Source organism: Spirosoma areae (assembly GCF_054781775.1).
Genome location: NZ_BAAGTT010000007.1, coordinates 95,270 through 120,238 on the forward strand (window position 1 = coordinate 95,270; position 24,969 = coordinate 120,238).

22 protein-coding genes are annotated in these 24,969 nt (G+C 52.9%); 13 read left to right on the plus strand and 9 right to left on the minus strand.

The window, feature by feature from the left end:
• Window positions 1-611: 611 nt before the first annotated feature.
• Both ACYVI1_RS03105 and ACYVI1_RS03110 read left to right on the plus strand, forming a co-directional pair.
• Complete coding sequence (locus ACYVI1_RS03105) at window positions 612-869, plus strand: hypothetical protein (RefSeq protein ID WP_460906585.1); 258 nt, start codon at window positions 612-614, stop codon at window positions 867-869.
• Window positions 870-1,659: 790 nt separating this feature from the next.
• On the plus strand, window positions 1,660-3,891 hold the full coding sequence (locus ACYVI1_RS03110; RefSeq protein WP_460906587.1) for a DEAD/DEAH box helicase: 2,232 nt from the start codon (window positions 1,660-1,662) through the stop codon (window positions 3,889-3,891).
• Window positions 3,892-3,971: 80 nt separating this feature from the next.
• Here the strand turns inward: ACYVI1_RS03110 and ACYVI1_RS03115 are convergent, their stop codons facing one another.
• From ACYVI1_RS03115 to apaG, 3 genes are all read right to left on the minus strand, one after another.
• Window positions 3,972-5,336, minus strand: a complete 1,365-nt coding sequence (locus ACYVI1_RS03115; RefSeq protein WP_460906589.1) for a monooxygenase — start codon at window positions 5,334-5,336, stop codon at window positions 3,972-3,974.
• Window positions 5,337-5,395: 59 nt separating this feature from the next.
• Entirely contained in the window at window positions 5,396-6,175 is a 780-nt protein-coding gene (locus ACYVI1_RS03120; protein WP_460906591.1) for an O-methyltransferase, read from the minus strand.
• Between the two features lie 101 nt (window positions 6,176-6,276).
• Window positions 6,277-6,663: a Co2+/Mg2+ efflux protein ApaG gene (gene apaG / locus ACYVI1_RS03125; protein WP_460906593.1), complete on the minus strand. Its 387-nt coding sequence runs from the start codon at window positions 6,661-6,663 to the stop codon at window positions 6,277-6,279.
• A 147-nt stretch (window positions 6,664-6,810) separates the two neighbouring features.
• Here apaG and ung point away from each other — a divergent pair, with 147 nt between their 5' ends.
• On the plus strand, window positions 6,811-7,476 hold the full coding sequence (gene ung, locus ACYVI1_RS03130) for a uracil-DNA glycosylase (RefSeq protein WP_460906594.1): 666 nt from the start codon (window positions 6,811-6,813) through the stop codon (window positions 7,474-7,476).
• Window positions 7,477-7,485: 9 nt separating this feature from the next.
• Here the strand turns inward: ung and egtD are convergent, their stop codons facing one another.
• From egtD to ACYVI1_RS03145, 3 genes are all read right to left on the minus strand, one after another.
• Entirely contained in the window at window positions 7,486-8,526 is a 1,041-nt protein-coding gene (gene egtD, locus ACYVI1_RS03135; protein ID WP_460906596.1) for an L-histidine N(alpha)-methyltransferase, read from the minus strand.
• Window positions 8,487-9,671, minus strand: a complete 1,185-nt coding sequence (gene egtB, locus ACYVI1_RS03140) for an ergothioneine biosynthesis protein EgtB (RefSeq protein ID WP_460906598.1) — start codon at window positions 9,669-9,671, stop codon at window positions 8,487-8,489. Before egtB ends, egtD begins: the two co-directional genes overlap by 40 nt.
• Before the next feature lie 95 nt (window positions 9,672-9,766).
• Window positions 9,767-10,039 carry a UBP-type zinc finger domain-containing protein gene (locus tag ACYVI1_RS03145; protein WP_460906600.1) on the minus strand — a complete coding sequence of 91 codons (273 nt, stop codon included), beginning with the start codon at window positions 10,037-10,039 and terminating at the stop codon, window positions 9,767-9,769.
• 197 nt (window positions 10,040-10,236) lie between these two features.
• Here ACYVI1_RS03145 and ACYVI1_RS03150 point away from each other — a divergent pair, with 197 nt between their 5' ends.
• The 9 genes from ACYVI1_RS03150 (at window position 10,237) to ACYVI1_RS03190 (ending at window position 19,570) form a co-directional block, all read left to right on the plus strand.
• Window positions 10,237-10,947 (plus strand): NUDIX hydrolase, encoded by a 711-nt coding sequence (locus tag ACYVI1_RS03150; protein ID WP_460906802.1) that lies wholly within the window; start codon window positions 10,237-10,239, stop codon window positions 10,945-10,947.
• A gap of 142 nt (window positions 10,948-11,089) precedes the next feature.
• Window positions 11,090-11,350 carry a hypothetical protein gene (locus ACYVI1_RS03155; RefSeq protein WP_460906602.1) on the plus strand — a complete coding sequence of 87 codons (261 nt, stop codon included), beginning with the start codon at window positions 11,090-11,092 and terminating at the stop codon, window positions 11,348-11,350.
• Window positions 11,347-11,601 (plus strand): alpha-L-arabinofuranosidase C-terminal domain-containing protein, encoded by a 255-nt coding sequence (locus ACYVI1_RS03160; protein WP_460906604.1) that lies wholly within the window; start codon window positions 11,347-11,349, stop codon window positions 11,599-11,601. Before ACYVI1_RS03155 ends, ACYVI1_RS03160 begins: the two co-directional genes overlap by 4 nt.
• An 85-nt stretch (window positions 11,602-11,686) precedes the next feature.
• On the plus strand, window positions 11,687-13,369 hold the full coding sequence (locus ACYVI1_RS03165; protein ID WP_460906606.1) for a ribulokinase: 1,683 nt from the start codon (window positions 11,687-11,689) through the stop codon (window positions 13,367-13,369).
• 65 nt (window positions 13,370-13,434) lie between these two features.
• Window positions 13,435-14,940 (plus strand): L-arabinose isomerase, encoded by a 1,506-nt coding sequence (gene araA, locus ACYVI1_RS03170; RefSeq protein WP_460906608.1) that lies wholly within the window; start codon window positions 13,435-13,437, stop codon window positions 14,938-14,940.
• A 68-nt stretch (window positions 14,941-15,008) separates the two neighbouring features.
• Window positions 15,009-16,547: an alpha-N-arabinofuranosidase gene (locus ACYVI1_RS03175; protein WP_460906610.1), complete on the plus strand. Its 1,539-nt coding sequence runs from the start codon at window positions 15,009-15,011 to the stop codon at window positions 16,545-16,547.
• Window positions 16,548-16,623: 76 nt separating this feature from the next.
• Window positions 16,624-17,322, plus strand: a complete 699-nt coding sequence (locus ACYVI1_RS03180) for an L-ribulose-5-phosphate 4-epimerase (protein ID WP_460906612.1) — start codon at window positions 16,624-16,626, stop codon at window positions 17,320-17,322.
• A 37-nt stretch (window positions 17,323-17,359) separates the two neighbouring features.
• Complete coding sequence (locus ACYVI1_RS03185) at window positions 17,360-18,514, plus strand: aldose epimerase family protein (RefSeq protein WP_460906614.1); 1,155 nt, start codon at window positions 17,360-17,362, stop codon at window positions 18,512-18,514.
• A gap of 39 nt (window positions 18,515-18,553) precedes the next feature.
• Window positions 18,554-19,570, plus strand: a complete 1,017-nt coding sequence (locus tag ACYVI1_RS03190; protein ID WP_460906616.1) for a family 43 glycosylhydrolase — start codon at window positions 18,554-18,556, stop codon at window positions 19,568-19,570.
• 327 nt (window positions 19,571-19,897) lie between these two features.
• Here ACYVI1_RS03190 and ACYVI1_RS03195 read toward each other — a convergent pair whose 3' ends face one another.
• Together ACYVI1_RS03195 and ACYVI1_RS03200 are read right to left on the minus strand one after the other, a co-directional pair.
• Window positions 19,898-21,559 (minus strand): NAD(P)/FAD-dependent oxidoreductase, encoded by a 1,662-nt coding sequence (locus ACYVI1_RS03195; protein ID WP_460906618.1) that lies wholly within the window; start codon window positions 21,557-21,559, stop codon window positions 19,898-19,900.
• A 70-nt stretch (window positions 21,560-21,629) separates the two neighbouring features.
• Complete coding sequence (locus tag ACYVI1_RS03200) at window positions 21,630-23,057, minus strand: sensor histidine kinase (protein WP_460906620.1); 1,428 nt, start codon at window positions 23,055-23,057, stop codon at window positions 21,630-21,632.
• A gap of 166 nt (window positions 23,058-23,223) precedes the next feature.
• On the opposite strand from ACYVI1_RS03200, the gene ACYVI1_RS03205 reads away from it, so the two are divergent.
• Window positions 23,224-24,180, plus strand: a complete 957-nt coding sequence (locus ACYVI1_RS03205) for a ChaN family lipoprotein (protein WP_460906622.1) — start codon at window positions 23,224-23,226, stop codon at window positions 24,178-24,180.
• Between the two features lie 23 nt (window positions 24,181-24,203).
• On the opposite strand, the gene ACYVI1_RS03210 is transcribed toward ACYVI1_RS03205, so the two are convergent.
• On the minus strand, window positions 24,204-24,956 hold the full coding sequence (locus ACYVI1_RS03210) for an SDR family NAD(P)-dependent oxidoreductase (RefSeq protein WP_460906624.1): 753 nt from the start codon (window positions 24,954-24,956) through the stop codon (window positions 24,204-24,206).
• Window positions 24,957-24,969: the final 13 nt, after the last annotated feature.

A 24,969-nucleotide genomic window follows, 5' to 3' on the forward strand; every position in this document is an offset into this window, starting at 1 on the left:
AGTGCCTAAAATCTTCATGAATGTAGTTACCTATCGTTGAAGTGTTTTTATACATTTGTACCGGATTAGACGACAACCTGTCCCAGCCCTTCCTCTCCATACTCGCGAAAACTACCTGCTGCATATACACGCCTATTCATTAGGCTGGCCGGACCTGTTCGCTTACCACTACTTCCTCAATGCTGTAACGCTTGTCAAACTACCTTTAGATGGGGATATATTGCTATGGCCTATTCACATGCCATAAGGTAAACCAACCCATTGACTAACTTGTCGTTGAAACGTAAACGTACTGAGACCATGACGAATCCATTGAATTATAGCCTGTTGTTCTTCACGCTGCTGCTTTCCTGAGGTGGTTGCAAAAAGCAGGAAGACCCGGTCATTACAGTACAGCCAAACCCCTGTCTGATTGCCACTCAAACGACTAAAGAGTTGGTAAGCCCCAGCCAGCAATCCAAACTTGAGCCGGAAACGGTAACGATTGACGGGGAATCCTTTAACGTGACAACGACCAAGAAAAGCGCGTACACCTACGATGCAAAAGGCCGCATCCTGACCGAGTACAATACCAACCCCGGCAAAAAACCGATTCCGTTTATTACCAATACATGTCTAAATCGGTTGCTATTCGTAAAGTACCCAACAATGGTCAATTTGATGTGGAGGTGCGGGTGCCTGCCAACCAGACTTATGTAGTCGGCGTAACCGACCAATTAGGCCGGGCGCTGGTGAAACAGGAAGGCGTAGGAACGGGCCTGCCGCAGGTGGAATTTATCAACCTGCAAAGCCGGTATGCAGGCTCAGCCATTGTTTATCTGAAAAGTGGTACTAAACGGGTCAGTAAAACGGTTCTGATTAAACCCTAAGAGACCTTGCTACCCCAACCCCCTAAAGGGTGCCTAGTTCGCGAGTAAACTAAGCACCCTTTAGGGGGTTCGGGGTAGTTTCAGCGCGGTTGAGAAAAGATTTTCAGACTGCTTCTAGATGGTGATTGAACTGGGTGACAAGGTTGTACTCCCCGTCGCTGTGTCCTCACAGCGACGGGGAGTACAACCTTGTCACTCAATACAGGTGATACATAAACGCAAAAAGCCGGGCTTTGTCGTCCGGCTTTTTGCGTTTCTCACCAAATAACTACGCAGGCCAACAAATATCCGGTGTGATAATCGTGTTCTGAACGGCTGCGTCCGGGCGAATTAATTATTTTCGTGCCCGGACGTGGCCGTCCAGAATACGGAACACATCTCTGATAAATACAATAGTACCAGGCCCTCACTTGCTTTCCTGATAATTTATACTTACTTTTGCACCAGATTTTACAAGCGACATCCGTCGCGTCTCTGTTTCTCTCCTTTTTTACACGCTGAGTTAGGTCTGACAGAGCCATAGTACGGATGTACAGGATGGGTTTCTGTGTGGACGCTTCATGAGTGAAGCACTTGCGCGTGGGCTAATCGTCAATCGGTCGTACCGGTACAAGCCGCTGAGTCGGCATTCCGGTTTTTGTCTTTTCCCTCTTTGGCAGGTTAGGGAATAGTGGTCCCTGGTGGGTCGTTTGGGCAATCGTTGGTTGGGCAATTCTCGCAGTATCGCGCCGTTCATGGCACACACTCGTCTTCGCTTGGATGATTTATTTTATTTAATCATATCAAGTTAATGAAAACGACAAAAGTAAAAAAAGCCGTTGACCAGAACGACCTTCTGGACATTGAAAAAGTAGCGATGGAGATGGCTGCCAGTGCGGCTGCACCAAAAGACGCTGCTCCGGAGGCCAAAACGGCCAAAATCCCCAAAAAGAAAGTGGCAAAACCAGCGGTCGACACCGTCGCCGAAACCTCCACTAACGATTCGGCCATCGACACCGTGGCCGAAGGCATTGCCGATAAGGTTATCCTTGTGGCCGATGAACCAATCGCAACCGTTGCCGACGCCCCAATAACCGAGAGCGCACCCGCAACTGAAGCAACGCCAAAGGTTGATCCGAACCAGATTCTGTTTTCTTCCTTAGACATTTCGCCGGAGGTGCTGCAGGCGGTTACCGATATGGGTTTTATTAGCCCATCGCCAATTCAGGCCGAAGCCATTCCACCTATTCTGGCTGGTCGCGACGTAATTGGTCAGGCGCAAACCGGCACCGGCAAAACAGCCGCGTTTGGTATTCCTGCTCTCGAACTGATTGACGTTCAGGACCGGGCGGTGCAGGTACTTATCCTCTGCCCAACCCGCGAGCTGGCTTTGCAGGTTTCCGAAGAAATCAAAAAACTCGCCAAACACAAACGTGGTGTTCGCATCGAAGCCATTTATGGTGGCGATTCGATTGAGCGGCAGATTCGGTCGCTCAAAAGCGGTGTGCATATTGTCATTGGCACACCAGGCCGGGTTATGGATCACATGGAGCGCAACACGCTCAAACTCGACAACGTTAAGATGATGATTCTTGACGAAGCCGATGAGATGCTCGATATGGGCTTCCGCGAAGACATTGAGAGCATTCTGGAAGACATGCCCGAAGAGCGGCAGACGATCCTGTTCTCGGCAACGATGTCGAAGCCGATTATGCAGATCACCCAGAAATTCCTGCAGGACCCTGTGCTGGTGAAGGTTGTGAAGCGGGAACTGACCGCTACCAACATCGAACAGGTGTATTTTGAGGTGAAACCAAAAGCGAAAGTGGAGGTGATGTGCCGCCTGATCGACATGTATGATCTGAAACTGCTGCTGGTGTTCTGTAACACAAAACGCAAAGTCGATGAGATTGTCGAAGACCTGCAAAGCCGGGGCTATCAGGCTGAAGGTCTGCATGGCGACCTGCGTCAGGCGCAGCGCAATAACGTAATGGGAAAATTCCGCTCCGGCACAACCAGTATTCTGGTGGCTACCGATGTGGCCGCGCGCGGTATCGACGTGGACGATGTAGATGCTGTTATCAACTTCGACATTCCCCTCGACGAAGAATATTACGTACACCGTATCGGTCGGACGGGCCGCGCCGGCAAATCGGGTCGGGCGTTTTCGATGGTCGGTCGGGATGAGAAATACCGATTCCGCGAAATTCAGGCGTACACCAAAGTACGGGTTGAAAAAGGCGTGATTCCCTCCTTTGAGGACATCGTTGGTGTTCGCAAGGCTCGGTTCATTGAACAATTGCAGCAAACGATTCAGGAAAGTAAAGACCTGAACTTATATGACGATTTATTGACCCAACTGCACCATACGGGCTTCTCGACCGAACAAATTGTGGCAGCTTTAGTGAAACGCAGCATGGGTCTGGAGAAAAACGAATTTGCCGACCAGAATCTTGGTCTGGAAGACGATCGCCGTCGCGAAGGACCGGAGCGTGGACGTGGTAACCGTAGCGACGGACCGGACCGTTTCGGCGACCGCAATAGCCGGGGCGAAGGTTCGGGCCGTTTCGAGGACCGTCGGGGTGGTAGTCGCTTCGGAGACCGGGATGAGCGGGGTAGTAGCCGCTTCGGAGACCGGAATGACCGCCCAGCCTACGGTAATCGCGATGATCGCAGCCGGGGCGACGCACCGTCCCGTTTTGGTAATCGGGAAGATCGCCCCCGATTTACTGATCGGAACGACGGAGGAGAGCGCAAGCCCTACTCTGACCGGAACGACGACAAACGGGTTCCGCGGGAACGTGAAGCCAACATGACCCGCCTGATGGTGAGCATTGGCCGGAAGGACTTCGTTCGTCCGGGCGACATTGTGGGTGCTATTGCGGGCGAAGCCAACATTCCGGGTAACACCATCGGCAGCATCGACATTTTCGACAAGTTCACCTACGTGGACGTGCCCAAAGAGGTGGCTAACCAGGTGGTGGATGCAATGGAAGGTAATACCATCAAAGGCCGCCGGGTGAACATCGAGATAGCCCGGTAACGCCTGATTTAGAATTGACAAAAAAGGCCCACAGGAATATCCTGTGGGCCTTTTTTTATAAACAATGGAAAAGAGATTTTTCACTCTTCGTAATAATATCCAAAAATTATTCCCATTTCGTCCTCGCTTGTCAGGCCGAAGTTAACAACCTTGTTTGTGGTATTATTGTAAGTAATTTCGGAAGTTAGGCCCTCTCCTTTTTGCAGGCTGATGGGCGTTTTAAAGGTGATGATGTCAGGGTGCTGCCAATCGGTGGAGGTATAAACGACCTCGCCGTCGCGGGTGCCGCCTTTAATTTTAATGACGAATTTTTCGCCCAGTTTGTGCATGTGTGAGGTCAGTGTCAGCACTTTACGGGGCTTGTCGAATGTGAACGACCTGCTAATCGTCGTGCGTTTGTTTGGCTGAATGTCAAGATTATTGTTGCCTAAATCGAGTGTTTGAACTACGTGCTTAACCGTTAGTTTATCAACCGTATACAGATTAATCTGTGCTTCACCTTTCGTCACGGTTGTTGTTCTATTCACAAAGTGCGAATTCAAATCGAGCGACGTACCGGCTGGAATCAACAAAGCAGCTCCTTCGGGGAAAACATAATCCTGATACTGCGCCTGCGAACCCGCCAGATACACGTGGTTCGACATGGAAAGGACTGTCAGTAAATTCAGCGAATTATCAGGATTACGCAGGTCGCGGATGTCGTTCAGGTTCGGGAGCAAACTTTTATTATGAAAATCATACGCCACAAAATGGTGGCTCCCACTCCGCATTTTGGTTTCGTAGCGATTTACGTAAATATCCTGCGTATTACCCACCATTCGGCGCGTGAAGAGTTCCCGCTCAAAATTCGGCTGTATGTCAAACTGGGGAACCGCCAGTTGATAGCCGGTTCCGGCGGCTGGCGTCGGCAACGGTTCATAGGCTGCCACCGGAACGGTTTTATCGTCGAGTAGCTTCGCATCGGCAACACTGCCGGTTTGGGGGGCACCGGCTTCAATCCAGCGCCGAACAAACTCAATCTGCCCATCTGGTAAGGCAGCTCCGCCCAAGGGCATAGGGTTGCCATACTGCTTGCCCGAATGATGACCGGCCGAGATATTTAATTTGTGATAGAGCAAGCTCTCCAGCGATGCAAACGCTTTAACCCGCTTAAGCCCGTCTGCTTTGGCTGCGCTGTTTTTTGGGTCGACGCCCACCAGATTCTGGTAGGCCACGCCCGCTGCCAATACCAACCCATGCTGGACAAACGTGACATCTTTATCAGCCGCATGACAGCCCGATGTGGCACAGGATGGGGTCAGAATTTTCTGCTGAATAAGGTCGAATGAAGCCAGGTCTGTTGGCACGGGCGTGTCTGTAGCCGATTTAGTACAGGAAACCGTGTTCAGCAACACAGCCATACCACCAACGGCCAGGCTTAAACGGGTAAACGTCAGGAAGTTCATACGATAGCTAACCACTAAAAACGCCTTTAGAAAGGTAACGTTATTTTCAGACTTTTCCGTCAAAACCGCAGGACAAAATCCTGCTTCGGCTGTTCGGTGCGAAAGAAAACCAACCCCAGCCAGAACAAATCGACCGTTACGCTCACCGCCGGGTGGGCTTTAATGTAGGCCCAGGCCTGCTCCATTTCGGTTGACCAGTGGATGTCATCGACTACAAAGACGGTGTCGTTATGTCGGTTCGCCAAACACGCTTCGAAGTAGCGTACGGTTGGTTCATAGCGATGGTTGGCATCGAAGAAAACAAAATCGACCGGGCCAAGTGCAGCCAGTTGCGGGGCCAGGGTTTGATCTAAATTTCCGACAACGATTTCTACATTCGTCAGGCCCAGCCGGCCGAAGTTCTGCCGGGCGGTGCGGGCCGTTTCCGGACAGCCCTCAAAGGTAAGCACGCGCCCGTCATAGAGCCTGGTGGCTTCGGCCAGATACGCAGTGGTCAGCCCAAGCGACGTACCCAAATCGACGATGGTTTTTGCCCTAAACCGCTGGATGAGCCGGAACAACAATCGCCCAAACCGGGCTGGTTTCTGCGAATGACGGGCAATATCGCCCAGGGTCCGCTGCCGGGATGCATTGACTTTAGACCCGGCACCGAAATCCGTAATCGTGATTAACTGACGGCTTCGGCGCAGTTCGTTCCGCAACGTCCGAATCGGAGCAAACAGACTCTTTTGACCGTGTCGAACACGAACAACCTGTGTGTATACCCCAAAAAGAAAAGGTGAGTGAAGCGAATGTTCGTCGCGGGCGCGACTTAAATAGCGAAGGTAAGCGAGAAGCAAAATGGGTACTAATTAATGAACAATGGCTAATGAATGTCACCTGTGCTAACTGCTACTGATTCAGGATCGCCCGTGAACACATTCAACAGTATGCATTTTCATTAATTTAGTTTATAGGGCACGACCATTGTGAATTCGGGGATGGTAACACGAACCTGTTTACCATCGATGATTCGCTCAACGAGGTACGTACCCGTCATTTTTCCGATACTTGACCGGAGGTTACAGCCCGACACATATTCATGGACTTCGCCGGGTTCGAGCACCGGCTGTAGACCTATCACCCCCTCGCCTTCAACTTCGCGAACGGTGCCGTTTGAATCAAAGATCAACCAATGCCGCCGAAGCAACTGAATGGTATAATCGCTGGCGTTTTCGATAGTGACCCGGTAGGTGAACACGTAGTGCGCCTGAAGCGGACTCGAGTATTCGGACTGATACTCTGTCTTCACGCTAACTTTCACACCTTCTGTGACGGACGAAACCATATATATTCGTGTCGTTTTGCAACCTTAGAACGAAAATTAAGTTGATTAGTTTTGTTACGCAAGAGCCGCCCTCAAAATATTTTTGAAGAGCGGTTTCCGGCGTTTGTAGGCGTATAATGCCGAATCACCTTTATCAGTTCCCCACCCATGAACGTATCCATTGCCGAATCGTGGCAAATTCCGCTGCAATCTGAATTTAACAAGCCTTATTTCGGTCAACTGGCCGAATTTTTACGACAGGAGTACAGCACGCAGCGAGTTTATCCACCCGGTCGTCTGATTTTCAATGCGTTCGATACGTGCAGTTTCGCCGATGTTCGTGTGGTTATTCTCGGTCAGGACCCCTATCATGGCGATGGGCAGGCCAACGGGCTGGCTTTTTCCGTTGCCGATGGCATTACAAAACCGCCCTCGCTGGTCAATATCTTCAAGGAAATTCAGGATGATTTAGGCAAACCTGTTCCCAGGTCGGGTAATCTCGAACGCTGGGCTAAACAGGGCGTCATGTTGCTCAACGCCACCCTAACGGTGCGGGCGGGGCAGGCGGGGTCGCATCAGGGCAAAGGCTGGGAAACCTTCACCGATGCAGTCATCAACGTGATTTCAGATGAGAAGCAGCACGTCGTCTTCATGCTTTGGGGCGCTTATGCCCAGAAGAAAGGCGCAATTATCGACAGCAAAAAACACCTGGTCTTGAAATCCAAACACCCCTCGCCCATGGCGGCTCAATGGGGGGGCTGGTTCGGCAATAAACACTTTAGCCAGGCAAACGAGTATCTGGAAAGCAAAGGGCTTGCCCCCGTTGAGTGGTAGTTTCTGAGGTTATCGGGTAAACACCACATCGGCAAAGTAGTCTTTGCAATCTGTATACCAGTTGGTGAGCGAAAACCCGGTTTGCTCCGCCAATTGTTCAATCTGGGTGCGGGTGAACTTGCGGGATATTTCGGTATGGATAATTTCGCCGTAGTGAAACGGCACCATCATGCCCAGCGCGTCGATCCGAACCGTCTGCGCTTTCTGGCTCACCAAATAGGAACGAGCCTCCCCCGTTTCTGGATTATAAACTTCGTAATGATCGAAGGCCGCCAGGTCGAAGTTAGCCCCAAGTTCGGTATTGATTCGCCGAAGCAGATTCAGGTTGAAGGCCCGCGTGAGACCCTGCCGGTCGTTGTAGGCAGCCTGAATGATGGCCGGGTGTTTTTGCAGATCGAACCCCGTCAGCACCTGATCGCCAGGCTGTAAGCGAAGGTGGAGCTGATGGTAAAAATCAATCGCTTCCTCGGGCGTAAAATTGCCGATGTTCGAGCCAAGAAACAGCACAACTTTTCGGGCATTCGTTTTAGCCGATAGTTGATTTAAGGCGCTGAAATAATCGCCATGACAGGGGTTAATCTGTAAATCAGGCCATTGCTTACGAACATCGGCCACTAACCTATCGAGCGCATCGGCAGAAATATCGACCGGCGCATACGTAAAGTCAATCGACTGATTCTGAAAAAACTGGAGTAGAATTTTTGTTTTCAGCCCGTCACCCGCCCCTAATTCAACCAGGTCAAACGGACGGTCGTCAGGTTGAAATTGCTGTACTAAATCAGCCTTGTAGGTGTCCAGAATCTCGTATTCGGATCGGGTCAGGTAATACTCGGGCGAGCGCATAATCTCGGCAAAGATCCGGCTCCCTTCTGCATCGTAGAAAAACCGCGACGATAGTCGTTTGGGTAGTTTCTGCAGGCCTGCCCACACTTCTCCGGCCAGCGCCTGGGAAAGTGGGTTAAGGATAGGGGTTAGCAGGCCACCTACCTGTTGTAGGCCTGGCGCTTGCTCTATGCTCCCCGCACCAGGCGTATTCCCGTGTATTGCCATCGTTGGTTAGGTTGAAAAAAATTGCGGTAGGTTGGCCGGGAGTGCCCTTCCGGTGTAGCCACCGACGCACCCCGCAGCACCATCTGACCGCTCATGAATTTACCGTTGTATTCGCCCACCGCTCCTTCGGCGGTTGTAAAGCCGGGATAGGGCAGGTAAGCTGAGTTGGTCCACTCCCAAAGCGCACCCCAATTGAGTCGATGGCTGGCTGAGTCCAGGGCCGCTACTTCCCATTCGAATTCAGTGGGCAAACGCTGCCCCCGCCAGCGGGCAAACGCATCGGCTTCGTAGTGGCTCACATGACAAACTGGAGCGATTGGGTCAATGGGCTGTAGTCCGTCGAAGGTGTAGTGCCACCACGAGCCCTCGACCCGGTGCCAGTATAGGGGAGATTGAATGTCGTTCCTGTTAATCCACGCCCAGCCATCGGACAGCCAGTATCGAAAGTCCTGATACCCCCCGGCGTCAATGAAGGCAAGGTATTCACCATTCGTGACCAGATTCCCCGACAATACCGTGTTGTTCAGATACACTTTGTGCGGCCCTAATTCATTATCAAAACGAAACCCGTTCTGGCTATCAGCCTGGTAGCCAATGGTATAAATGCCAGCCTCAACAACTACGGGCGAAACAGGCGGTTGCGGCTGATGCTCAACAACAGGCATCTGAATGGCCGGAAGCAGCGGATTATGACCCAGAATGTACTTTATGTCGGTGATGAGCAGTTCCTGATGCTGCTGCTCGTGATTCAAACCAAGTTCCAGCAGCGATTGCAGGTCAGACGAAATGTCGGGAGACATTAAAAACCGGCGCATGTGGTCATCGACATAAGCACGATAGGCATACACGCCCGCCACCGTCGGACGACTAAGATTACCGCGGTCGGTGCGTAGAACGCGCTTGCCAATGGTCTCGTAATAGCTATTGAACACATAGCTAAAATCGTCGTGGAAAGGCTGATAACCAGCTTGGTAAGGAACCAATACGAACGTTTCCCAGAACCAGGTGGTGTGGCCTAAGTGCCACTTTGGCGGGCTAACGTCGGCAACGGGCTGAACAACATAATCCTCCGTTTCGAGACCCTGGCAAATGGCTTCAGAGTGCGCCCGGACACGCTGATAGTGCGTAAGTACTTGTCTGCTCATTCAGGTGTATCGTAGTCTGTTTACGGTTCACGTATCAACCGTCACTAATTTCAGTAGCATCCGTGAACCTATAAACTGGATCACAGGCTCCTTGTTTAATAGTCAGCCAGTTGCTCATCGGCATAACACCACAGCCACCGTTCGCCCGGTTCAGCCGAGATGACAACCGGGTGTTGACTGGCCCGAAAATGCTTCGTGGCGTGTTTATTCGGCGATGAGTCGCAGCACAGTGTAGCACCGCAGGTCTGGCAGGTGCGGAGGTGTACCCACGAATCGCCGGTTTTAATGCACTCTTCACACACGTACTGGCTGGCCTGGCGAATTTCGGTCAGCGAAGAAAGATGGTCACAGAGGGTTCGTTTAAGCATGAAAAAAGTGTTTATACATCCGGGAAAGCTACCTAAGATTTCGATTAGCTGCTGTCTAATAGCCTGTTTCCCAGGCTTACTACTGTATAAAAAAATCTTTGGTAATATTGGGAAAAATAAGTTTACAATTCTATTATTGTGTCATAAATACACGTTCAATGTGTTAGAAATACACGTTTTGGCCATTTATCCGCATGATATCCTCCTACCAACATAATACCCGTATTCTTATTGCCCTGGATTGCATCATCTTTGGCTTTGATGGCGAAGCCCTGAAACTGCTCCTGATTAAACGGAATTTTGAGCCAGAACACGGACGGTGGTCGCTAATGGGTGGATTTCTGAACCAAGACGAAGACCTGGAAGAAGCTGCCGGGCGAGTCCTATACAATCTGACGGGCCTTCGCAACAACTATTTAGAGCAACTTCAAACGTTCGGTACAGTACAGCGGGACCCCGTTGAGCGTACCATCTCCGTTGTCTATTACTCATTAGTCAATATTGCGGATCAGGACGTAACGACTATCCAGTCTCATAACGCGTCGTGGATTCGTTTAGAAAACAAACCAACGCTCATTTTCGACCACGACCAGATGGTGTCGGTGGCGCTTCAGCGGTTGCGCTACAAAGCGGCCCTGCACCCCATTGGCTTTGAGCTGCTGCCAAAGAAATTTACCCTTCCCCAACTGCAAAAACTCTACGAAGCCATTTACGACACTCAGCTCGACCGGCGCAACTTCAGCCGGAAGATCATGGCCACGAATTTGTTGCTGGGAACAGGCGAGAAAGACAGCCATTCCATTACCAAGAAAGCCCAGCTTTATACCCTCAATGCGGAGAAATATCAAAAATACTTAGACGGCTACTACACCTTTTTGCCTGAACTGGCAGAATTGACATTGGCGTAAGGCCTTCGCAGGAAACCTCATTGTCGAGTCCTCGTCCACTTTAGTTTCTATGGATTTTGTTAAGGCTATTGTAGCTGACAATCAGGGCAATAGTATCTACAGAATCTATTTTAGTGAAGCACTAATTTAGTAATCCTGCAACATGAACCAACTGAGCATACCCGTTATCCTGCTGCTCACAGCGATCGGCTTCACCCACGCCCAGCCACCACCCGTCCTGCGGGTGAACGTAGCGCAACCCGTTGCCGAAATTCAGCCGACGATGTGGGGCGTATTTTTTGAAGATATCAACTTCGGTGCCGACGGTGGCATTTACGCCGAGATGGTTAAGAACCGGTCGTTCGAGTTTTTCAGGCCGTTGATGGGCTGGAAAGTCGATGGTAAGAACCGCACAACGAAGTGATTCTGAAAGTCGCCAACGTATCGGACAAAGCGCAGGCACGCACCATACAGCTCGATGGAGTAAAAAAACTCGCTGCAAACGGCAAGCTAATCTTACTTAAAAACAACGCGCTCGATGCCGTAAACTCATTCGAGAATGCAACCAACGTGAGTCCGGTCGAGCAGCGGATTCCGGTAGATGTCCGAAAGAAATCCCTTTCCCTGACAGTGGAACCCCGGTCATTTTCGGTCATTCGGGTTCGAGTGTTGTAGGGGTTGCTCCGCCCGGTCGGGTCCCGCAGCCTTTATGGGTTCACTAAACATCCGAGACCTTACAGGTTTAACCAGAAATCAGGCCATGAACAATCACTATGTTATCGGTGTCGATTTTGGCAGTGACTCCGTCAGGGCCTTAGTCGTCAATGCACAAACGGGAGAAGCCGTTGGAACGCACGTTCACGAATACGTGCGCTGGAAACAGGGGCTGTACTGCAACCCGGCCCAGTCGCAGTTTCGGCAACACCCACTCGACTACCTCGAAGGGCTGGAGGCCACCCTCAACGGGGCTTTAGCCCAGTCCCCCGCCAACGTTCGGCAGCAGGTCGTGGGCATTTCCATTGATACCACCGGCTCCACACCCTGCGCCGTTGATGAAACCGGTTTACCCCTTGCCCTGCGGCCCGATTTTGCCGAAAATCCGAACGGCATGTTCATTCTCTGGAAAGACCATACTGCCAACGCCGAAGCCGACGAAATCAATGACCTCGCTCACCACTGGGATACCGATTATACCAAATACGTTGGCGGCATCTACTCCTCGGAGTGGTTCTGGGCCAAACTACTCCGAACGCTGCGTGTCGATGAAACCGTTCGGGAACATGCTTTCTCGTGGGTCGAACACTGCGACTGGATCCCGGCCGTACTGACGGGCAACACCAACCCGCTGGCGCTACGCCGGTCGCGGTGCGCGGCTGGCCATAAAGCGCTCTGGCACAGCGAATTCGACGGCCTGCCGTCCGATGAATTCCTGACCCGGCTCGACCCCCTGTTACGCGGTCTTCGCGACCGGCTGTTCACCGACACCCATACAGCCGATCAGCCGATGGGCCACCTCTCGCCGGAATGGGCGGAGAGACTGGGACTGTCGACCAGCGTAGTGATTGGCGTTGGTGCGTTTGACGCGCACATGGGCGCTATCGGTGCCGAAATCGAGCCATACGCCTTTGTCCGCATCATCGGCACCTCCACCTGCGACATTCTGATGGCGCCCAACCGCACCGGCGGACCGGAAGAAATTGGTCACCGGCTCATCCGGGGCATTTGCGGTCAGGTCGATGGGTCCGTTGTGCCGGGGATGCTGGGGCTGGAAGCGGGGCAGTCGGCGTTTGGGGATCTGTATGCCTGGTTCGCCCGTCTGATCACCGGCCCCGTGCGGGAGTTGCTGGGCCATGAAGCCGCCGAGGCACTGAGCCGTCAGCTTATTCCGCATTTGTCGGCTCAGGCCGCTCAGTTGCCCGTTACGGAGAACGATTTGATTGCGCTGGACTGGATAAATGGCCGCCGGACACCCGATGCGAACCACACCCTGAAAGCGGCCTTATCGGGACTTGATCTGGGCACTGATGCCGCGAACGTATTCAAGGCATTGGTCGAAGCGACCGCCTTTGGCTCACGCAGCATTGTAGACCGATTCGTGCAGGAGGGCGTCCCGATTAAAAAGGTAATTGCCATTGGGGGCGTGGCCAAAAAATCACCGTTTGTGATGCAAACCCTCGCCGATGTGCTCAATAAGCCCATTCAGGTGGCCAGTTCCGATCAGGCATGCGCGCTGGGAGCGGCCATGTGTGCGGCCGTAGCGGCTGGCGTTCACCCAACGATGGAAGCCGCCCAACAGGCGATGGGTTCGGGATTCGACGCCGAATACTACCCCCGTCCGGAACAGTCGGTAACCTACGAACGGCTCTATCAGAAGTACCTGAAACTGGGCAGCTTCGTCGAAAACGGATTGATTCGCGCGCCGTCACTGGCTAACGCTATGTAGCCCCACAGGCCACTCGCCTGAGCGATTTACTTAGTTATTGTTCATTAGTCATTATCCATTACCGAATGCTTAATTTAAAACAGTACGAAATCTGGTTCGTCACCGGGAGCCAGCATTTATATGGGGAAGAAACCCTGAGGCAGGTCGATGATCATTCACAAATCATTGCCGAATTTCTGAATCAGGACCCGCAGATACCCGTGCGGGTTTTGTTCAAACCTGTCGTGAAAACACCGGACGAAATCTATGCCATCTGCCAGGAAGCCAACGTAGCGCCAACCTGCGTGGGTATCATTACCTGGATGCATACGTTTTCGCCCGCTAAAATGTGGATTCGGGGCCTGACCATCCTGAAAAAGCCGTTGCTTCACCTCCATACGCAATTCAACCGCGACATTCCCTGGGAAAATATCGACATGGATTTTATGAACCTCAACCAGTCGGCCCATGGCGACCGGGAGTTCGGGTTTATGATGTCGAGGATGCGGCTGAACCGCAAAGTCGTTGTGGGATTCTGGCAACAGCCGGACGTGCTTGAGAAGGTTGCTGCCTGGGCGCGGGTAGCCGTTGCCGCCCACGAACTGAAGACGATGAACGTCGTTCGTTTTGGGGATAACATGCGGCAGGTAGCCGTAACCGATGGGGATAAAGTAGCCGCCGAAATAACGTTTGGCTTGTCGGTCAATACGCACGGCATCGGCGATTTAGTGGCCGTCATTAACCAGGTCATGGACGCCGACGTTGACCGGTTAGTTGCCGAATACGCCGACAGCTACACGCTGATGGACTCGCTCCAACGCGGTGGCACCCGGCACCGTTCGCTGCGCGATGCGGCTAAAATTGAGCTTGGGCTGCGGGCCTTCCTGAAAGACGGGAATTTCCAGGCATATACCGACACCTTTGAAGACCTGCACGGCATGACGCAGTTGCCGGGTATTGCTTCACAGCGGCTGATGGCCGACGGCTACGGCTTCGGTGGGGAAGGCGACTGGAAAACCTCGGCGATGGTTCGCACCCTGAAAGTGATGGCGGCCGGATTGCCCGGTGGCAACTCGTTCATGGAAGATTACACCTACCATTTCGCCGACCCGTCCGACCGTTCCGCCACTCCGCTCGTGCTTGGCTCACACATGCTCGAAATCTGCCCAAGTATAGCGGCTGGCAAGCCAACCTGCGAAATTCATCCGCTGGGCATCGGCGGCAAGGCCGACCCGGTTCGATTGGTGTTCAACGCTCCGGCGGGTCCGGCCATCAATGTATCGCTCATCGACATGGGCAATCGGTTCCGGCTGTTGGTTAACGAAGTAGAGGCTGTCGACGCACCGGAAGCCCTGCCCAACTTACCGGTCGCTCGCGCCTTGTGGAAACCCATGCCCGACATGCCAACCGGTTGTGCGGCCTGGATTCTGGCGGGTGGGGCGCATCATACCGTTTATAGCCAGAATCTGACAACCGACCATATCGACGAGTTCGCCGACATCTTCGGCGTGGAACTGGTTGTCATCGACCGAAACACGACCCTGCGGCAGCTAAAGAACGAGCTGCGCTGGAGTGAAGCGGCTTATCGGTAGCAGTTTTTGTCATTCTTCCTTCGTCGGAATAACAAAAACTGTTCATAGCAAATACAGAAAAAACATCTATGAAAAAATACCTAACTCTCTGCCTTTTAAGCCTGTCGCTGAGTACGTTTGGCCAAAACAAGGTGACCGTCAACGCCGAGGGTGCCAGTACGGTCATTAACCGCCACATCTACGGCCACTTTGCCGAACACCTCGGCCGATGCATTTACGATGGTTTTTATGTGGGTGAAAGCAACGCAAAAATACCGAACAAAAATGGGGTTCGGCTGGATGTGATTGAGGCTCTCAAAACGATGAAAATCCCTAATCTGCGCTGGCCGGGCGGCTGTTTTGCCGATACATATCACTGGAAAGATGGTATCGGCCCGAAAATCAAACGACCAAAAATCGTCAATACGTGGTGGGGTGGTGTTACCGAAGACAACAGTTTCGGTACGCACGACTTCCTGAATATGTGCGAATTACTCGATACAGAGCCGTATCTGGCGGGCAACGTCGGCAGCGGCACGGTGCAGGATTTGAGCGAATGGGTGCAGTACGTGAACTTCGAAAAAAACAGTCCCATGTCGAACCTGCGGCAGCAAAACGGGCGCGACAAACCCTGGAACGTTCGCTACTGGGGTGTGGGCAACGAAGCCTGGGGCTGCGGGGGAAACATGAAACCCGACTATTATGCCAACATCTACCGGCAGTACAGCACGTTCATGAACCCGCAGGTGGGCAAGGAAACGATTTTTCGGATTGCGTCCGGCGCCAGTTCCGACGATTACAACTGGACCGAAACGCTCATGAAAAACATTCCGGTGACTATGGTCGAAGGCGTGGCCATGCACCACTATTCGGTGTTTAGCTGGGACGACGGCAAGAAAGGCTCGGCAACCAATTTCACGGAAGCAGAGTATTTCCGAACGCTGAAACAAGCCCTGCGGATGGACGAACTGATTCAGAAGCACTCGGCCATCATGGACAAGTACGACCCGCAGAAGAAAGTAGCCCTGGTCGTGGACGAATGGGGCGCGTGGTACAACGTCGAACCGGGCACCAATCCGGGGTTTCTATACCAGCAAAACACCATGCGCGATGCCATGCTGGCAGGCGTAACACTGAATATTTTCCACAACCATGCCGACCGCGTTCGGATGGCGAATTTAGCCCAGGCCATCAATGTCCTGCAGGCGGTGATTCTGACGAAGGGGGAGAAAATTCTGCTCACCCCAACCTATCACGTGCTGGAAATGTACAACGTTCATCAGGATGCTACGCTGTTGCCCGTCGATGTTAAATCGGACGACTACAGCGTGGGGACTGACAAACTCCCGGCCATGTCGGTCTCGGCATCGCGCGACAAGGCGGGCAAGGTGCATATCTCGCTGGTGAACATCGATCCGGGTAAATCACAGGAAATTTCGATCAATCTGAAAGGCATTAATCCTTCGGGCGTGACCGGGCGGGTGTTGACCTCAACCAGATTCCAGGACCATAACACATTCGAGAATCCGGCTAAAATCAAGCCCGCAGCTTTCACCGGCGCCAAACTCTCCGGCACTACTTTATCCGTAACGCTGCCGCCGGTGTCGGTGGTGGTGCTGGAATTATAAACGAGTGAATGAGCGAACGAGCGGCTGACGCAAAAACTCTCACTCATTCGCGCATTCACTCATTCGCTCATTACCCATGTACACAACCTTAAAAGAAGAATGCTACGAAGCCAACATGCAGCTCCCCAGGTTAGGGCTGGTGTTGTTTACCTTTGGTAATGTCAGCGCCGTCGACCGTGAACGGGGCGTGTTTGCCATTAAACCCAGTGGTGTACCCTACGACGAACTGACACCCTACGACATTGTAATCTGTGATTATGAGGCAAAGGTGGTGGAGGGCATGATGCGCCCTTCGTCGGATACAAAAACACACGCCCTGCTCTACAAAACCTGGGACGACCTTGGAGGAATTGTGCATACACACAGCACCTATGCTGTAGCCTGGGCACAGGCCGGTATGGACATTCCTATTTTCGGAACAACCCACGCCGACCACACCCACCAGGATATCCCCTGCGCCCCTGCCCTCACCGATGCCATGATTCAGGGTGATTATGAACACGAGACGGGTAACCAGATTTTCGACTGTTTCGCCAAAAAAAACCTGTCGCACAACGAAGTGGAAATGGTCTTGCTGCAAAACCACGGGCCCTTTACCTGGGGCAAAACCGCCGAAAAAGCGGTGTATAACTCCGCCGTATTGGAAGAACTGGCCCGTATGGCGTATCTGACCCTCCAGATTAACCCCAGTACTCCGCGCATTAAAGACACGCTCCGGATGAAGCATTACGAACGCAAACATGGCAAAGATGCCTATTACGGACAGGGATACTGACAGACCCGACCGATTTCTCTCTAAACTATTTACGCTCATGCATGTACTGACTCAATTTCTGACCCTGACGCTGTCGACAGGTTGCTTAGCCGCCATAGCCCGACCCGTTGGAGACGTAGCGGGCAACCACAAGCCAGGCATTGAAAAATCTGCTTTCAGCCGACTGCCCGATGGCCGCGAAGCTGACCTCTACACGCTGCGGAATGCGGCCGGCATGACCGCCGGCATCACCAACTATGGGGGCATTATTGTTTCGTTGACGGCCCCCGACCGGACCGGCAAGTTTGACGACGTTACGCTCGGCCTGGCCACGCCGGAAGAGTATATAACCCGAAATCCAATGTTTGGGGCCTTGGTTGGCCGGTATGGCAATCGCATCGCCAAAGGAAATTTCACGCTGGACGGAAACACCTATACGTTGTTTACGAACAATTCGGGGAATCATATTCACGGCGGCAAAGTCGGTTTCGACAAAGTGCTCTGGGCTGCCACACCGGTGGATGGCAACGAACCCGCGCTTAAGCTGAGTTATACCTCAAAGGACGGCGAGGAGGGCTACCCCGGCAACTTACTGGTTACCGTAACGTACACGCTCCAAAAAAACAACGCGCTCCGAATTGATTATCAGGCTACAACCGATAAACCGACGGTCGTTAACCTGACAAATCACACCTATTTCAACCTGACGGGCGGGGCCAAACGCGACGTCCTCGACCACATTGTGACGCTCAACGCCGACCGGTTCCTGGCGGTAGACAAAGCGATGATTCCGACCGGCGAACTGAAACCCGTAGCTGGTACGCCCTTCGACTTTACCAGACCAACGGCCATTGGCGCCCGCATTAATGACACGACAGACACCCAGATTAAGCACGGGGGTGGCTACGACCATGCCTGGATACTGAATGGCGCGGTCAGTTCCTTAAAGGTGGCGGCTACGGTGTACGAACCAGTTAGTGGGCGCATAATGGTCGTTCGCACGACGGAGCCTTCCGTTCAGTTTTACAGTAGTAATAATTTAAGCGGTAAAGTGATTGGGCGCGAAGGGGTCCTGTACAAAAAACGCTACGCACTCTGTCTCGAAACCCAGCATTATCCCGACTCGCCAAATCATCCCTCCTTTCCCACGACGGTGCTGCGTCCGGGTCAGACCTACAGGACAACAACGATGTACGAGTTTTCGGCGAAGTAACGAATAAGCAGCCAGGTGAGGCAGGCTAAGTCATTGATTATGAAAAACAATCGCCTGAAAAGAAAGTGCCGAAACTGGCTTTTCGAGGGTGTTCTGCCGGTTGTGCTGCTTAGCGTATCGGTTGCGCGGGGACAGAGCGTGCCGCCGATTTCAGTGCATGACCCGGTCATGATTCGGCAGGACAGCACCTACTACGTCTTTGCTACAGGGAAGGGTATCCGCCAGTGGTCATCGACCGACCGGGTTCACTGGAAGGCCGAAAAGTCCGTATTCGACGCGGCCCCCGCCTGGACAACCCAGGCCAACCCCGCCACACGGCCCAACGACCTGTGGGCGCCGGATATTTCGTACCACAATGGCCGTTATTACCTGTATTATTCATCGTCAGTCTTCGGCAAAAACTCGTCGGCCATTGGGCTGGCAACGAACACCACCCTGCAGCCTGCCGACCCCACCTATCGCTGGGTCGACCAGGGTCTGGTGATCCAGTCGGTGCCGGGCCGGGATACCTGGAACGCTATTGATCCAAACCTGTTCGTGGATTCGCTGGGGAAAGCCTGGCTGACCTTCGGCTCCTTCTGGGAAGGCATCAAACTCGTTCGGCTGGGCGATGATTTACGCGCTCCTGCCAGTCCGCCGGAGTGGTACACGCTGGCCAGCCGCCCGCGCACCGACACAACCGGCAGCAAAGAGGCCGGGAATGGCGCCATTGAAGCGCCATTCCTGTTTCGGAAAGGCACGTATTATTACCTGTTCGTTTCGTTCGATTATTGCTGCCGGGGGCCTAAAAGCACCTATAAACTTATGGTTGGTCGCTCGGCCCGTGTTACGGGACCCTACCTCGACCGGGCTGGGAGACCAATGACGCAGGGGGGCGGGACAGTCGTGTTGCAGGGCGACAGCGATTGGTATGGCGTTGGTCATAGCGCAACCTACACCTTCGACGGTCGTGACTACCTGATTTATCATGGGTATGATGCCACCGACAACGGAAAGTCTAAACTGCTCAGTAAAGAACTTCGCTGGGATAAAGAGGAGTGGCCTGTCATTGAGTAAAACCAGTGGGGAATTGGTGTGATCGCTACGGCACTTAAACTACTAAAAAGCAAAGTTTTAATCCTAAGAACCTATTTAGGGTTTCTCGTTAAGGCCTATTAATGGGTTTGCCAGCCGGTTTCACCCCTAAATCCCCTAAAGGGCAGGGCTGTTAAGTTCTGAGTTGACACAGATTAATCCACTAGGCTATCAGCTCACCTTCACCCCTACATCCCCTAAAGGGGACTTTGTCCAAGAATGAGTAAAGTCCCCTTTAGGGGATTTAGGGGTGAAACCGACCAAAAATAAGTAAGCCTAAACAGATTATAAATTAACGTTATTTGGTTTTTAGTTCTCTGCCAGGTATTTATGGACGAAGCTCACGGCCATAGCCCCCTCGCCTACGGCCGCTGCTACGCGGTTCATAGCCCCCGAACGCACATCGCCAGCCGCAAAAATACCCGCGCTGCAGGTTTCGAGCAGATACGGCTCCCGATCGTGTCGCCAGACTTTTTTAAAGTCGGCATACCTGGCCAAATCGCGGCCCGTAGCAATGAATCCGTTCGGGTCTTTAATGATGTTCATCTCAATCCAGTCGGTAAAGGGTTTGGTGCCGATGAAAATAAACAACCCGGCAGCCTGCACCGTCCGGCGTTCTTTCGAGTTCATATCCTCCAGCACCAAACACTCCAGTTGCTCTTTGCCCAATCCCTGCACAACCTCCGTACAACCCAGCACCGTAATGTTTGGCGTTCGGTCGATCTGGTCGATAAGGTACTGCGACATCGTTTCGGTGAGGCTGGCCCGGCGTATACAGATAAACACCTCGGCGGCCGTTCTTGACAGATACATAGCCCCCTGACCGGCTGAATTTCCGCCCCCGACAATGTAAACCGTTTTGCCCTTGAAGGCATACGCTTCGGTCGTGGCAGCGCCGTAGTAAACCCCGGCTCCGGTGTATTTATCGAGACTTTCGTTATCGAGTTTGTGGTACGCAACGCCCGTACTCAGCACAATGGCCCGCGCCACAACTTCGCTGTCGTCGGCCATCTTAATGTGCTTGTACTGCCCCTGCGACTTGATGGAAACGACCTCCTGCGGGGCCAGAAACTCCACCCCAAACCGCTGCGCCTGGGTTATGGCCCGCCGGGTGAGATCGGCTCCGCTGAGGCCACTCGGAAAGCCAAGGTAGTTTTCAATGCGCGAACTTGTACCAGCCTGACCACCGGGAGCGCGTTTATCGACCAGAATCGTTCGCAGTCCTTCGGAGCCGCCATAAACCGCAGCCGCCAACCCGGCAGGACCCGCCCCAATAATGGCCAGATCATACAGGCTTTTGGAAGCTTTGGGCTGAAGCCCTAATTTTTCGCCAACATCACTCAGGCCTGGCTGCTTGAGGATCGTACCATCTTCGAGGACAATGGCAGGCAAATCGGCTCGATCAATACCGTGTAGATCAAGGAGTTCCTGCGCCTGGGGGTCAGTCTCGATATTAAGCCACTGATAAGGAAACAGGTTACCCGCCAGAAAATCTTTCAACTCATGTGAATTGGGCGAAAACTGATACCCAATCAACTTCAGCCCCTCAAAAGCGGGCCGATAGTTAGACTGCCAGTCGCCGAGCAGATCGTCCAGAACGGGGTAAAGTTTTTCTTCGGGTGGGTCCCAGGGTTTGGCAATGTAATAATCCAACTGCACCTCGTTGATCGCCCGAACGGCAGCATCAATGTCCGAGTAGGCCGTTAGCAAAGCCCGCTTGGCATTGGGGAATACCTTGCGGGCCTGCGTCAGTAATTCAACACCAGTCATATCGGGCATGCGCTGGTCGGAGAGGAACAGGGCTACTTCCTCGCCTTTCTTCTTCAATTCGGGCAGCGATTCGAGGGCTTCGCGCGCCGAACTGGTGCAGAGAATACGGTATTTTTTTCGGTATTGCTGCCGCAAATCGTGTTGAATAGCCTGCAACACCTGTGGGTCGTCGTCGATGGAGAAAATGATGGGAAGCCGCATAGGTTGATGTGTATAAAATGAAGAATGTACAATGAATAATGCCATAGAGCTATTCATTCTTCATAATTCATTAGTTTATGGGTAAACAAACACTAAACTCGGTATGGCCGGGTTCCGAATCTACTTTAATGGAGCCGTTATGGTGCTTCACAATGCCCTGCACAATGTCGAGGCCAAGACCCGTGCCTTTGCCAATTTCTTTGGTCGTAAAGAACGGCTCAAATATTTTATCCCGAATATCGGCAGGAATTCCCGAACCAGTATCGGTAAGTTTTGTCAGCACAAATTCTGACCCATCCGGGCGTTTATCCCATTGACTGCTGATGACGAGTTTGCCACCGTCGGGCAGGGCGTCGATAGCGTTGTCGATCAGGTTCGTCCAGACCTGATTCAGTTCGCCGGGCCAGCCACAAACGGCGGGCAGGTCGTCGGGCAGATCGACAGTTACTACGATGTGTTTGCTTCTGACTTTATGATCCAGCAACGTGAGTGTACTGCGAATACCGTCGGCAAGCTTAACGTGCTCCTTCCCAGCCCCCCGGTCCATGTGGGTGTAGTTTTTGATGGAGTTAACGAGGGTAGAAATCCGCTTTGAGGCTTCACTAATATCCAGGACCAATTTTTCGGTCACTAAATTATTGACTAACCAGTTGGCCACACCCGCCAGATTAGCGTCCCCAATTTTTTCCAGAATCCAGTCCAGATCATCGACCGTGAACCCATACTCAACCAGCGGCCCGGCTAAATCTACGCTCGGTCCGTCGCTACGGTCGTCAACGCCGTGATCGTCGAGCCAGTCGGTTACGTCATCTTCCAGACTGCTGCGTTCGAGCAAGGTAAGCCGCTGGGTTGAATTAAGCGACAGTTGCTTATCTAACTTCTTGAAAAACACAACATTAACCGAGTCTACCTGCTCGTCGGTCAGGTTCAGGTGCATAATGGCCTTGAAGGCTTCGGGAGTGGCCCGCATGTGTGTTTTGAGGGTATCGGCAGAGCGAACAACGGCCGCCACGGGGTTGTTCAGTTCATGGGCCAGCCCCGCCGACAACCGTCCCAGCGAGGCCATCCGCTCGTTTTGCTGGGTCAGTTTGGTAAAATCCCGAACGCGGGTGGTCATCTGATGCACAAACGCTTCGGTCAGTTCATAACAGGTATGGATCAGGTCGGGCAGGCGGTCGCGGTGGAGCCGAAGCACCCGAACCGGGCTTGCGGCCATAATCCAGTTCGGAAAGTTCTTCATCCGCGAAAAGGGCAATAGGCCCAGAATTGACTGCGGCTCGTAGGTGAGTAGTTCATCACCAGCGCCATTGGTTCCGGCATCGATCCGGATGCGGCCATCCAGCAGCAGTATCAGGTAATCGGCGGGCGCATCGGGTTTGTTTATGACGGCTTCGCTGGGAAAAGTTGTTTCTTCCGACTGGTCGATAAACCAGGAAAGCTGCTCATCAGGCACGTTCTCAAAGGCCGGAAACTGACGGAGGGTTTCTAACAGATTCATAAAAAGGGTGGGAATTCTGCCAAAGCGACAAGTCCGCTGGCAACCAGACGGGTAACTATTTGTAAGCCTGATTAGTTGCGAAGTTGGGCGGTTCGGCCCCGCCGTGCCGGTGGTAAACTCTATCACACCGTTTGCACGTTACTCTACGAAACGTCATCTCCCACTCATGCGCTTTACGCTGCTCCTGTTGTGCCTTTTCCTGGCTGCTTCCCGGTCCCGACTGGATGGCCCCGGACTGGATGGTCCCGATAAACCGGCCTACCGGCTTTATACGCCGAATTTGAAAGCAACAACGTATGCTAAGCTGCTTCGGCAGGCCGCTGATGCCGATGTCGTGCTGTTTGGCGAATTGCACAACAACCCCATCTGTCACTGGCTCGAACTCCAGCTAACCAAAGATTTGCAGGCCCGAAAACCGGGCAACGTAGTGCTGGGGGCCGAAATGTTCGAGACCGACAACCAGACCGTTCTCAACGACTACGTACAGGGTCGATCAACGGCCAGCCAACTGGCTGGCCAGGCAAGGCTCTGGCCCAATTTCGATACGGATTACAAACCAATTGCCGACTTTGCCCGTGAGCAGCATATTCCGTTCATCGCCACCAACGTGCCGCGCCGATATGCCCGGCTGGTTTCGCGACAGGGATTAACCGCCCTCGATACGATTTCGGCAGAAGCGAAACGGCAGATGGCGCCCCTCCCGCTAACCGTCGATTTAACCCTGCCCGGCTACAAAGCGATGATGGCCATGATGGCAGGAACTACGCCCAAAGGCGGAACCGACAGCCATGCCAGTCCCAATCCGCACGGCGCAACGACTGAGTTGGCCGCTAATTTTGCCCAGGCTCAGGCTATTAAAGATGCGACAATGGCCCATTTTATTCGGCAAAACCTGAAACCAGGCCAGACGCTGCTGCATTTTAACGGCGACTATCATTCCAAAAACTTCGAGGGAATTGTCTGGTATCTGCGTCAGCAACGACCAACCGGGAAGACCCAACCGTTGAAAATTTTAACCCTTTCGTCGGTCGAGCTATCCGATACGGATAATCCCGCCGATGACAATCGGAATCTGGCCGATTTTGTCCTGGCCATTCCCGCCGACATGACCAAGACCTATTGAGTTGTAGAAATCAATAGTCGACTTTATTTCCTATAAATTGTGGTGGGTGCGGCCTGTACACTGGCCAGAATCGTCATATCGGCGATGGTGACGTGAGCAGGGGCCATTACGGCGAAGACAATCGTATCGGCAATATCCTCGGCGGTGAGGGGCGTAAATCCTTCGTATATCCTGGCGGCCCGGTCGGTGTCGCCTTTGAAACGAACGACCGAAAACTCCGTTTCAACCGCTCCGGGCGCGATATTCGTCACTTTAATCCCATGTTGGGTCAAATCCAGCCGCATACCGGTGCTTAGGGCTTCCACGGCGGCTTTACTGGCACAGTACACGGCTCCGTTAGCATAGGTCTCCTTACCAGCTACCGAACTCAGGTTTACAATATGCCCCCGTTTGCGGGCAACCATGCCCGGAATAACGGCCTTCGATACGTAGAGCAATCCCTGCACATTTCCGTCGATCATCTGGTCCCAGTCGGCGGGATCACCGTCCTGAATCGGCGACATACCGTGTGCATTTCCGGCATTATTAACCAGAATATCAATCATTTGCCACTCCTCCGGCAGCGTGTTGATGGACTCGTGTACGTCAACCCAGTTGCGGACGTCGAAGTGCAGCGTGGTCACAGCCGTCTGCTGACTGAGCCGTTCCTGCAACTCATCCAGGCGATCCTGCCGACGGCCACAAAGAATCAATCGAAAGTCGAGATCGGCGAAGGCTTCGGCGGTGGCGCGGCCAATACCAGAAGTGGCGCCGGTAATTAAGGCAATGCGAGACATAGACAATTGAAAA